Annotated in this window: 13 protein-coding genes and 1 pseudogene; 8 read left to right on the forward strand and 6 right to left on the reverse strand. The window is 67.3% G+C overall.

The window, feature by feature from the left end; genetic code table 11:
- Positions 1 to 260 (forward strand): annotated as a pseudogene (locus DMC18_RS18340) (hemerythrin domain-containing protein); the annotation flags it as partial.
- A gap of 81 nt (positions 261 to 341) precedes the next feature.
- Here DMC18_RS18340 and DMC18_RS18345 read toward each other — a convergent pair.
- Complete coding sequence (locus tag DMC18_RS18345) at positions 342 to 599, reverse strand: GlsB/YeaQ/YmgE family stress response membrane protein (protein WP_101713103.1); 258 nt, start codon at positions 597 to 599, stop codon at positions 342 to 344.
- A 528-nt stretch (positions 600 to 1,127) separates the two neighbouring features.
- On the opposite strand from DMC18_RS18345, the gene DMC18_RS18350 reads away from it, so the two are divergent.
- The gene (locus DMC18_RS18350; RefSeq protein ID WP_110121649.1) at positions 1,128 to 2,486 is read left to right on the forward strand and encodes a dicarboxylate/amino acid:cation symporter; all 1,359 of its coding nucleotides are present in this window, start codon (positions 1,128 to 1,130) and stop codon (positions 2,484 to 2,486) included.
- On the opposite strand, the gene DMC18_RS18355 is transcribed toward DMC18_RS18350, so the two are convergent.
- From DMC18_RS18355 to DMC18_RS18365, 3 genes are all read right to left on the reverse strand, one after another.
- On the reverse strand, positions 2,473 to 3,330 hold the full coding sequence (locus DMC18_RS18355; RefSeq protein WP_233245353.1) for an AraC family transcriptional regulator: 858 nt from the start codon (positions 3,328 to 3,330) through the stop codon (positions 2,473 to 2,475). The two genes, DMC18_RS18350 and DMC18_RS18355, sit on opposite strands and share 14 nt — an antisense overlap.
- Before the next feature lie 189 nt (positions 3,331 to 3,519).
- Entirely contained in the window at positions 3,520 to 4,035 is a 516-nt protein-coding gene (locus tag DMC18_RS18360; protein WP_110121651.1) for a TIGR02281 family clan AA aspartic protease, read from the reverse strand.
- A gap of 289 nt (positions 4,036 to 4,324) precedes the next feature.
- The gene (locus DMC18_RS18365) at positions 4,325 to 4,552 is read right to left on the reverse strand and encodes a DUF1289 domain-containing protein (RefSeq protein ID WP_110121652.1); all 228 of its coding nucleotides are present in this window, start codon (positions 4,550 to 4,552) and stop codon (positions 4,325 to 4,327) included.
- 89 nt (positions 4,553 to 4,641) lie between these two features.
- Here DMC18_RS18365 and DMC18_RS18370 point away from each other — a divergent pair, with 89 nt between their 5' ends.
- The 6 genes from DMC18_RS18370 (at position 4,642) to DMC18_RS27020 (ending at position 9,532) form a co-directional block, all read left to right on the forward strand.
- Positions 4,642 to 4,971, forward strand: coding sequence for a hypothetical protein (locus DMC18_RS18370; protein ID WP_110121653.1), 330 nt, complete (start codon positions 4,642 to 4,644; stop codon positions 4,969 to 4,971).
- Positions 4,972 to 5,058: 87 nt separating this feature from the next.
- Positions 5,059 to 5,949, forward strand: a complete 891-nt coding sequence (locus DMC18_RS18375) for a nicotinate-nucleotide--dimethylbenzimidazole phosphoribosyltransferase (protein ID WP_110133186.1) — start codon at positions 5,059 to 5,061, stop codon at positions 5,947 to 5,949.
- Between the two features lie 135 nt (positions 5,950 to 6,084).
- Positions 6,085 to 7,299, forward strand: coding sequence for an acyl-CoA dehydrogenase family protein (locus DMC18_RS18380; protein ID WP_110121655.1), 1,215 nt, complete (start codon positions 6,085 to 6,087; stop codon positions 7,297 to 7,299).
- Positions 7,300 to 7,409: 110 nt separating this feature from the next.
- Positions 7,410 to 8,555 carry an acyl-CoA dehydrogenase family protein gene (locus DMC18_RS18385; protein WP_110121656.1) on the forward strand — a complete coding sequence of 382 codons (1,146 nt, stop codon included), beginning with the start codon at positions 7,410 to 7,412 and terminating at the stop codon, positions 8,553 to 8,555.
- Between the two features lie 174 nt (positions 8,556 to 8,729).
- Positions 8,730 to 9,128: a hypothetical protein gene (locus DMC18_RS18390; RefSeq protein WP_110121657.1), complete on the forward strand. Its 399-nt coding sequence runs from the start codon at positions 8,730 to 8,732 to the stop codon at positions 9,126 to 9,128.
- 278 nt (positions 9,129 to 9,406) lie between these two features.
- Positions 9,407 to 9,532 carry a hypothetical protein gene (locus DMC18_RS27020; protein ID WP_233245354.1) on the forward strand — a complete coding sequence of 42 codons (126 nt, stop codon included), beginning with the start codon at positions 9,407 to 9,409 and terminating at the stop codon, positions 9,530 to 9,532.
- A gap of 83 nt (positions 9,533 to 9,615) precedes the next feature.
- On the opposite strand, the gene DMC18_RS18395 is transcribed toward DMC18_RS27020, so the two are convergent.
- Complete coding sequence (locus DMC18_RS18395; RefSeq protein ID WP_110121658.1) at positions 9,616 to 9,921, reverse strand: hypothetical protein; 306 nt, start codon at positions 9,919 to 9,921, stop codon at positions 9,616 to 9,618.
- Between the two features lie 68 nt (positions 9,922 to 9,989).
- A complete protein-coding gene (locus DMC18_RS18400) occupies positions 9,990 to 10,595 on the reverse strand; it encodes a TIGR00730 family Rossman fold protein (RefSeq protein WP_110121659.1) in 606 nt (201 codons plus the stop codon).
- Between the last annotated feature and the right edge of the window lie 121 nt (positions 10,596 to 10,716).

Raw genomic sequence — 10,716 nt, forward strand, 5'->3', positions numbered from 1 at the left:
ACGAGGCCTATGTCGAGCACGACGGCGCCAAGAAGCTGATCGCCGAGATCGAGGAAATGCGGCCGTCCGAGGAGTTCTACGACGCCAAGGTCAAGGTGCTGGGCGAGTACATCAAGCACCACGTCAAGGAAGAAGAGCAGCCCGGCGGCGTGTTCGCCCAGGCCAAGCAGGGCGACGAGGATCTCGAGGCCATGGGCGAGCGGCTCGAGGCCCGTAAGGCCGAGCTGATGGAGGAGCTCGGCGGCGAGAAGACCCACTGACGCTCGCCCAGCCGAGCAGGCAAGGAAAACGCCCCCGGCCGGAAGGCCGAGGGCGTCTTTCGTTCGACGGGGTGGTCGCGGTTAGAGTGCGCGGCGTCCGGCCAGCAGGTGGTAGATGGCCAGCACGATCACCGCGCCGACGGTCGCCACCAGCAGGCTGTAGAGATTGAAGCCCGAGACGCCCGAAGCGCCGAACTGGTTGAACACGAAGCCGCCGACCAGAGCGCCGACGATGCCGAGCACCAGGTCGACAAGCAGACTGCCGCCGCTACGGCTTACGAGCTTGCTGGCGATGAAGCCGGCCACGAGACCCAGAACGATCCAGGCGAGAATGGACATGAGCGCCTCCTGAACATTTCCTGGCGCGCCTTGGCGCGTCCGATGCAGAAGAAAGGCGCTCATCAAGACTTCGTTCCGACACGATCGCGTGTGTCGCCCCGCGAAAACATGGGGCGAGGAACGGAACTTCTTGGCGTGGCGCTCAGCGCTTGCCGATACGGGCCTGGATCACCGCCAGCAGCTTCTCGGCGGGCGCGCGGCCCAGGACTATGAACAGGGCGGAGCCGATGATCGCGCCGATCAGGAAGGAGGTGCTCATGGCGGCTCCGATGGTAAGCGGACGGGAGGAGGAGGCGCCGTCAGCCTAGGGACGACGGTCGGGATTTACCATGCGACATGCCGCCGCCGCGCGTCCTTGCAGCTTGGCTGGCGCCGGATCGCACAAAAACTGGTTCGACCGCGCGCTTCATATGCGCGAGCAGGAAAATTCCAGATTTCCGACGTGTCCGCGCGCGCAGCGGCCCGGCATCCGGTGTTTTATGAGTTTTGGAGCGGCTTTTGCCGCTTCTTATGAGCAGGAAACAACCCATGGCGCAGGCGACCGCTCCTTCCAGCCGCTTCATCAGCGGCTTCGGCGTCCAGGTGCTGGCCGGCATGGTCGCGGGCCTTGGCCTTGGTCTGCTCGCGCGCCGACTCGGCGTCGAGGAAGGGCAGGCGGGTCACGCCCTTGCCGAGGTCCTGCACCAGGTCGGTTCGATCTTCATCCAGCTGCTGCGCGTGCTGGTGCCGCCGCTGGTGTTCACAGCCATCGTCGCCAGCATCGCCAATCTGCGCGAACTGCAGAACGCCGCCCGCCTGGTCTGGAAGACCCTGCTGTGGTTCGCGATCACCGCCCTGATCGCGGTGGCCATCGGCATCGCCCTGGGCGTCGTCCTGCAGCCGGGCGCCCACGCGGCGCTCGACGCTGCGACCGCCGCCGCGCCACGCACCAACGGCTCGTGGCTCGACTTCCTGACCGGGCTCATCCCGTCCAACATCCTGGGCCTGAACGCCTCGACCAAGGTCGGCGAGGCCGGCGCCAGCACCTCGCTGTCGTTCAATGTGCTGCAGATCCTGGTGATCTCGCTGGCCGCCGGCATCGCCGCCCTGCGCGTGGGTCCGGCGGGCGAAGGCTTCCTGGCCTTCAACGCCTCGGCTCTGGCGGTCGTGCGCAAGGTGCTGGGCTGGGTGATCCGCCTGACGCCGATCGGGACCGTCGGCCTGCTCGGCAATGCTGTCGCCCAGTACGGCTGGACGACGCTGGGCCAGCTCGGCGCCTTCACCGGCGCGATCTATATCGGCCTGGGCCTCGTGCTGTTCGTGGTCTATCCGATCCTGCTGACGGCGCACGGCCTCAACCCGCTGAAGTTCTTCGCCAGCGCCTGGCCGGCCATCCAGCTGGCCTTCGTCTCGCGCTCGTCGATCGGCACCCTGCCGGTGACCGAGACGGTGACCGAGGCGGGCCTGGGCGTGCCGCGCGCCTACGCCGCCTTCGCCGTGCCGCTGGGCGCGACCACCAAGATGGACGGCTGCGCCGCGATCTATCCGGCCCTGTCGGCGATCTTCATCGCCCAGTTCTACCACCTGCCTCTGGGCGTGGCCGACTACGCCCTGATCGTCGCCGTCTCGGTGCTCGGCTCGGCCGCCACGGCCGGCCTGACGGGCGCGACGGTCATGCTGACCCTGACGCTTTCGACGCTGGGCCTGCCTCTGGAAGGCGCGGGCCTGCTGCTGGCCATCGACCCGATCCTCGACATGGGCCGCACGGCCGTGAACGTCGCCGGCCAGGCCCTGGTGCCGACCCTGGTGGCCAAGCAGGAAGGCATTCTCGACCAGGCGATCTATGACGCCGCCGCCGGCGTCGCTCCTGAAGGCTCTCTGGAGGAAGGCGCCGTCACGCAGTCCTGACCAGTTCCGGACGCGCCCGCAGCCGCGTGGCGTCGCGCAGCGGCGGGGCGCCGAACAGCCGGGCGTATTCGCGGCTGAACTGCGAGGGGCTGTCGTAGCCGACATTGTGGCCGGCCGTCGCCGCGTCCAGCCCCTGGGCCAGGATCAGACGGCGGGCCTCCTGCAGGCGCAGCTGCTTCTGGTACTGCAGGGGGCTCATCGCCGTGACGGCCTTGAAGTGCTGATGCAGGGCCGACGGGCTCATCCGCGCCTCGGAGGCCAGCGTCTCCATCCGGAACGGCAGGTGATAATTGGTCCTCAGCCAGTGGATGGCGCGGGAGACCTGACCCAGCCGGCTTTCGCAGGCGGCGATCTCGCGCAGGCGCGGTCCCTGGTCGGTGCGCAGCAGCCGATAGAGGATCTCGCGCTGGATCAGCGGCGCCAGCACAGGGATGTCGCCCGGCGTCTCCAGCAGGCGGACCAGCCGCACGGTGGCGTCCAGCAGCTCCGGCGTCGTCTCGCTCAGCGCCATGCCGGGCGCCGGCGCGTTGCGGACCGGACCGGGGTCGATTTCCAGGATCAGTTCGTTCAGCCTGCGTGGGTCGATGTCCAGCCGCACGCACAGATAGGGCGCGTCGTCGCTGGCCTCGATCACCTGGCCGACCACGGGCACATCGACCGACACCACCAGGAAGCGGGCGTGGTCGTAGACATAGACCTCTTCGCCCAGCATCACCTGCTTGCGGCCTTGGGCGATGATGCAGACGGCGGCTTCGTGCACGCCGTGCACCGGGGGGCTGGGCTGCGACATACGGGCCAGCCACATGCCCGGGATGGCGGTGGGATGCACGCCGTCCGCCGGCATGGATCGTTCAATCGCCTCGGCCAGGGCCGGATGGCGAGGGCAGCCGACAGGCGTCGACGCTGGGGAGGTTTGCATGGCGCCAGGTTAGCGCCGCTGGGCGGGAAGGCCAATGGCGGCGAGCACGGTTCTGCGGGATCGTGCAAGAATTCCGGGCGATCATGCGCCCGGCCTAGAAAATAGAGGTGTGGATCAGGGGTGCAGGATCAGCGACCGCGGGGTCGCTTCGAAGCGCGACAGGCGGCCCAGATAGCTCATGCCCAGCAGCGAGGTTTCAAGGCCGCTCTCGATCACCAGGGCGTCGACATTGGCCACCTTGGCGCCGGCGATGGCGACGCTGCCCAGCTTGACCGAAGCCGCACGGGTGCGGCCGTCGGCGGTGACCACATCGTACTCGTAGTTCAGCTTGGCGACGTCGATGCCCAGGCGCTGGGCGTCGGCCTTGCTCAGCGAGACGGCGGTGGCGCCGGTGTCGACCAGGAATCGCACGGCGCGGCCGTCGACCTTGGCCTCGGCCCAGAAATGGCCGTCGGGACCCTTGGTCAGCTGCGCGGCGCCGGCGTCGCCCAGGGTGGCGGCCGCCGCGGTGGCCGGGCCCGGAGACGATTGACGCAGGGAGCTGTCCAGCGAGGTCACGGCCTTGGCCGCACCCACCGCCGACAACGCACCGACAATCGCGATCGCCGTGAACTTGAGCATCGAAAGCACCCCGCCTTGCAGGCTTTTCGGCCGTTTCTACGACCATTGACTGCACAGTAGGGCGAAAGGCGTTTTCAACCCGTGAATCGGAATGCGGATTTACTTGGTTAACAAAGCGTCTTCAGAATGCCCAGTTAACTCGTCGTAACATTCCACCCCGAACATGTAATAAAGTTCATTGACTGGATTTAACTTCAAAGCTCGAGCTCGAGGTCGCATGTTCACCAGCGTTGAAAAGACGCTTCGGGAACAACCTTGATGCAGAGTCTGAAAATGCTTTCAAGAACCTGAGGATGCTTCAACCGCGCGAAGCCGACTGGGCGGCCATCAGGCTCTCCATCGGATCGGGGCGAAGGGGCAGGGCGGTCATGATCGCCGCCCGCTCTTCGTCGCTGTAGCGCGACCAGCCGGCGATCTCCTGCAGGGTCCGTCGGCAACCGAGACAGAAGCCGCTCGCGCCATCGACCGCGCACACCTTCACGCAAGGGGTGACGATCGGACGGGGAGGGCGGTTCTCGGAAGTCATGCCCGAATGTCGCCGTCCGCGGCGTCGCGCGCAAGCCGCTCGACGTCCTGCGATCGCGCGACCTGATTTCAACCACTGGGGACTATGCCATGCGCACCACCGTCATCCTGCTCGCCGCCGCCTCGCTCGCCGCCGTCGCCGCTCCGGCCCTGGCCGCTGAACGCCTCACCGACTCCCAGTTCGTCCGCGCCAACCGCTGCCTGGGCCTGACCGAGGCCAAGGCTCTGGGTGAAACCGACGCCGCCCCGCTGAAGGCGCTGATCAAGGCCCAGCGCCAGGGTCGGCACATCTCGATCGAGGATCGTGCGGACGCCGCCCGCCTGAGCGCCAAGCGCGAGGCCTCCCGCGCCGAGGGCGACGCCAAGTCCGCCCTGGTCGGCGAGCGCGACGGCGACTGCAAGTCGCTGGCCCAGAGCTGATCTCGGCCGAGCTGATTTCTTCGCATCGCGCCAACAATCTGGCGCGATGCGCTTGCATCGGGCGCGGACGGGTTTAAGTCCGCGCCCATGACCGCTTCCGCAGCCGCTTCGCCCTTCGCCGACATCCGCCGCCTGGCCGCCGACCTGCCCGCGCCGGGCGTCTTCGTCCCTCCGGCCGACGGCGGCCGGCTGGCCGAGATCTCGGCCTGGCTGACGGCCTGGACCGGCCGCAATCCGCCGTCGGTCAACCGCCCGGTGATCGCCCTCTATGCCGGCGCCCGCCAAGGCGTTGGTCCGCGCGGCTACGCCCGCGATCGCCTCGAAGCCGTCGCCTCGGGCGGCGCGACCGTCTGCCGCCTGGCCGGCGCCCAGGGCGCGGGCCTGGAGGCCTTCGACCTCGCCATCGACCGCCCGACGCCCGACGCGCGCCAGAAGGCCTCGATGAGCGAGAAGGAATGCGCCGCGACCATGGCCTTCGGCATGGAGGCCCTGGCCAAGCAGCCCGACCTGCTGATCCCCGGCGTCATCGCCGCCGAAGCCCATCGTGACGCCGCCGCCATCGCCCTGGCCCTGTTCGGCGGCGAGGCCGGCGACTGGACCGAAGCGAGCACCGATATCTCCGCCGCCGTCGAGCGCGCGCGGGGCGAGGGCGATCTCTCCGATCCGCTGGAGGTCCTGCGCCAGTTGGGCGGTCGCGAAACCGCCGCCGTCGCCGGCGCCATCCTGGCCGCCCGCGTCCAGAAGATTCCGGTTCTGCTCGACGGCTACGCCGCCACGGCGGCGGCGGCCGTGCTGCACGCCATCGATCCGGACCTGATCGCCCACGCCGTCGCCGCGCACGTCGCCGGCCCCGGCCACGCCCGCCTGCTGGAGAAGCTGGGCAAGTCGCCGCTTCTGTCGCTGGAGATCGAGGGCGAGGAAGGCGTCGGCGGCGCGTCTGCCGTGGCGCTCGTGCGCCTGGCCTGCGAGGTTCGCTGACCTACTTCCCGAAGTTTGGGTGAACGCCGTTTACGTTGACCCAAGCGTCATCTTTCCAAACGCTCGTTTGGCTCCTATCATCGCCCCGAAACAACAGAGAAGGCCGCCTCAGTCGGCCATGTTCGGGAGCCCGCCATGAACCTCGACTTTTCGCCTGAAGACCTGGCCTTCCGCGACGAGGTTCGCGCCTTCATCGCCCAGAACTACCCCGCAGGCCTGCGCGAACGGCAGGAGGAGGGCGAGGAGATGTCCAAGGAGGACTTCCTCTCCTGGCACCGCACGCTCGCTCAGAAGGGCTGGGTCGCCCCGGCCTGGCCGCAGAAGTACGGCGGCCCGGGCTGGACCTCGGTGCAGCGCTACATCTGGTCGGAAGAGACCGCCCGCGCCGACTGCGTGCCGATCCTGCCCTTCGGCATCAACATGGTCGGGCCGGTGATCTACACCTTCGCCACGCCCGAGCAGAAGGAGCGCTTCCTGCCGCCGACCCTGTCGGGCGAGATCTGGTGGGCCCAGGGCTATAGCGAGCCGGGCGCCGGTTCCGACCTGGCCAGCCTGAAGACCAAGGCCGAACGCTTCATCGGCGACGACGGCAAGGAATACTACCTGGTCAATGGCCAGAAGACCTGGACCACCCTGGCCCAGCACGGCGACTGGATCTTCTGCCTGGTCCGCACCGACCCGAACGCCAAGATCCAGGAAGGCATCTCGTTCCTGCTGATCGACATGAAGTCGCCCGGCGTGACCGTGCGCCCGATCATCACCCTGGGCGGCGAGCACGAGGTCAACGAAGTCTGGCTCGAGAACGTCAAGGTGCCGGTCGAGAACCGCATCTTCGACGAGAACAAGGGCTGGACCTGCGCCAAGTTCCTGCTGGCTCACGAGCGTTCCGGCATCGCCGGCGTCGCCCGCTCCAAGCGCGGCATCGAACGAATCCGCGCTATCGCCTCGACCGAGATTTCGGATGATGGTGACGCGCTGATCAAGGACCCGATGTTCAAGCGCAAGATCGCCGAGCTGGAGATCGACCTGACGGCGCTGGAATATACCGAACTGCGCACCCTGGCGGGCGAGGCCGCCGGCAAGGGCCCCGGTCCCGAATCCAGCGTCCTGAAGATCAAGGGCACCGAGATCCAGCAGCGGATCACCGAACTGGCCCTGGAGGCGGCCGGCCACTACGGCGCGCCCTATTTCCGCGGCTTCCCGAAGGACGGCGACAACGCCCATCCGATCGGTCCCGATTTCGCCCACCGCGCCGCGCCGACCTATTTCAACGTCCGCAAGACCTCGATCTACGGCGGCTCCAACGAGATCCAGCGCAACATCATCGCCAAGATGGTGCTCGGGCTCTGATGACTGTCCTCCCCGGCGGTGGGGAGGGCGCTTCGCTATCCAATCAACGACGCTCCTGGCAGGCCCGGCGGAACGCGGCCTCGGAGCTTTGAAAACAAGGGACTTCAGGGATGGACTTCAACTTCACCGAAGAGCAGTCGATGGTCCGCGACACCGTCGCGAGCTTCCTGCAGGACAAGTACGACTTCGAGACCCGCCGCAAGATCGTGGCCTCGGAAAGCGGCTGGCGGGCCGACTACTGGCAGGCCTTCGCCGAGGAGCTGGGCATCCTGGGCGCTTCGTTCAGCGAGGAACTGGGCGGCCTGGGCGGCGGCGCGATCGACAACATGATCATCATGGAAGAGTTCGGCAAAGCGCTCGTCATCGAGCCCTATCTGGGCACGGTCGTGATCGGCGGCGGCTTCATGAAGCACTCGGGCTACGCCGGCGCCGCTTCGGTGATCGAGGGCATCGTCGCCGGAACCACGACCATCGCCTTCGCCTATGCCGAACCCCAGGGCCGCTACACCTGGAGCGATCTGAAGACGACGGCCAAGAAGGACGGCTCGGGCTGGATCCTCAATGGCCACAAGGCCGTGGTGATCGGCGCGCCCTTCGCCAGCCACCTCGTCGTCACCGCCCGCACCGGCGGAAGCCAGCGTGAGGCCTCGGGCGTGTCGATTTTCCTGATCGACAAGAACCTGCCGGGCGTTGTCACCCGCGACTATCCCACCGTCGACGGCGGCCGCGCCTCGGAGGTCTATTTCGAGAACGTCTCGATTCCCGCCGACGCCCTGATAGGCGAAGAAGGCGCGGGCCTGCCGCTGGTCGAGAAGGTCATCGACGAGGCCACCGCCGCCAGCCTGGCCGAAGGCGTGGGCGTGCTGCGCAAGCTGCACGAGGGCACGCTGGACTACGCCAAGCAGCGCAAGCAGTTTGGCCGCTCCATCGCCGACTTCCAGGTGCTGCAGCACCGCATGGTCGACATGTTCATCGAGCTCGAGCAGTCGGTGTCGATGACCTACATGTCCACCATCAAGCTCGACGAGAGCGACGCCGAGCGCGCCAAGGCCGTGTCGGCCGCCAAGGTGCGCATCGGCCGGGCCCTCAAGTTCGTCGGCCAGAACGCCATCCAGATCCACGGCGGCATGGGCATGACCGATGAGCTGGCGATCGGCCACTACTTCAAGCGCGGCACGATCATCGAGGGTCTGTTCGGCTCGGTCGATCAGCACCTCCGCCGCTACGAGGGACTGTCGTTCGGCGCCGCGGCCTGACACCACCTAAGAAACGGCGCCGCCCACGGAACGACGCCGTTTTTCGAAGGGGGCCGCCTGCGTCACGCCGACGCGGGCGGCCTTTTTTCTGGAAGCGCGATTTTCACCGCCCCGTCGGCCAGGGTGCGACCGTTCAACGCAGCAGAACACCCGATCGACTGCACGGTGAATGTGATGCTCCGCCCCGAAGCCCTCCAAGGTCTCTCCCCGGAAAAACTGGCCGACACCCTGGAGGCCATGGACTCCAGCGCCCGCCTCCTGCTCGACCAGGCCCGCGAGGCCAAGGCGCGCGCCGACAAGCTGGAAACCGCCCTGTCGCTGCTGGTCGGCGTGGTCGCCAACGACCCCGGCCTCGAGGAAAACTACGCCCTGCAACGGATCGCGGGCCAGCTCCGCCTGTGCGCCGACCTGCCGGAGCTGGCCGCCGAACTGGTCGGCTGCGAGGCCGACCGTATCGAACCCGTCATGCTGCGGGCCGCGGCCAACATCATCGCCGCCGCCGGCAAGCCAGACGCGGTGAGCGAAGCCGTCACCCATGAGCTGATGGACCGGGACGGCGCCACGCTCCACTAATTCATTCGCTGACTGACAATATTCCCGGCGAATGACCTGACCGCCGGTGATCATTTTCAGCATGCAGACATCGTCCGAACCCGGAATATTTCACTTGTCATGAGCGAGCTTGAGCGCATCTTCGCCCATGACGCGCTGACGACTAGGAGGGTGCGAGTCCCTGTAAGCCGCGCGCGTCTCTTTCTGGCTGGGCCGGTCTCTCGATCGGTCCCGTAACAAGTGGAGCGTTTTCAGGAAGCCCTCCTGAACCGCTCCGGGCTGGTCAAGGAGACGCCGCCATGAACGTGACGAAGATGAACCACGCCATGCTGTCCTTCGCCCTGATGGGCGGACTGCTGGTCGGGCCCCGCCCCGGAAACTCCAAGCCGCCGCAGCGGCCGTCCAAGACTTCGGACAGGAAGTAGCGCCTCAGCGCCTCTCGCCAAAGAAAAACGCCATCCCGGACCGACCGGGATGGCGTGAAATCCGACGGTTTGTCGGGGAAGGCTTACGGCTTGGCGGCCGCGTTGCATTCCTCGATGCCGGCGGCGTCGAGCGCATCGCCGCGCCAGGTGAAGGCCGACACGGCCCCGAGCTCGGCCACGATCTTGCGGCAGCTGCGGCCGGCCGGAAGGGCCTTCACCGTCGGCGCTTTGCAGACGGTCCCGGTGCAGCGCCAGATCGCGCCGTCCTGAATGAGTTCGGCCTTGGCCGGCGGCGCCTTGAGCACGAGCATGGCGCCTTCGGAAGTCGCGGCCTGGGCCGCGCCGACGAGCGAAATCGCGGCGAAACCGCCGAGCAGAAGCATACGCATGGACATCTCCTATCCCCGCGTCCTATTTCTAGGTGGACGCTGATCACATTGTTCGTTGTGATTGAAAACTAAGTCAATCGGCGAACGTCGATCTCGTGGTCGCGATCGACGTCCAGGCCCCAGGCCAGCAAGGCCGGCGTCACTTCCGAAGCCTCCGTGACCGAGACCCAGGCGTTGGCCAGCGCCGGCGGCGTCAGTCCACGCTCGATCGTGTGGTGAAGCAGGGCGAACAGCGGATCCCAGAAGCCGTCCGGATTGTGGAAGACGATCGGCTTGCGATGCAGGTCGAGGCGACGCCAGGACAGCAGCTCGATGATCTCCTCAAGCGTGCCGATGCCGCCGGGCAGCACGACGAAGGCGTCCGAGCGCTCGAACATCAGCATCTTGCGCTCGTGCATCGAGGTGACGATCACCGTCTCGACGTCGTCGAAAGGCTGTTCGCGGCCGCGCAGGAATTCGGGGATGATGCCCAGCACCTTGCCGCCGGCGTCGTGGGCGCCGCGCGCCGCCGCGCCCATCAGGCCGACGCCGCCGCCGCCGTACACCAGCTTGATGCTGGACCGGGCGAAGTCGCTGCCGATGTCGTAGGCCGCCTGCAGATAGGCCGGATCGGCCGTGTTCGATGAGCCGCAGTAGACGCAGACCGATCCCAGGGCGCTAGACAGGTCGGGCATCGTCGTCCACTCCAACAAAAGAAAAGGCGCGGCTCCCAGCGGGAAGGGCGCGCCATGGTGTTTCAGGCTCGGCCGCAGGCCGACGCCAGACTTGGAAGGCGCATGATCGGGATTCGCAAGG

This window comes from Caulobacter sp. D5 (genome assembly GCF_003185805.1).
GTDB lineage: Bacteria > Pseudomonadota > Alphaproteobacteria > Caulobacterales > Caulobacteraceae > Caulobacter.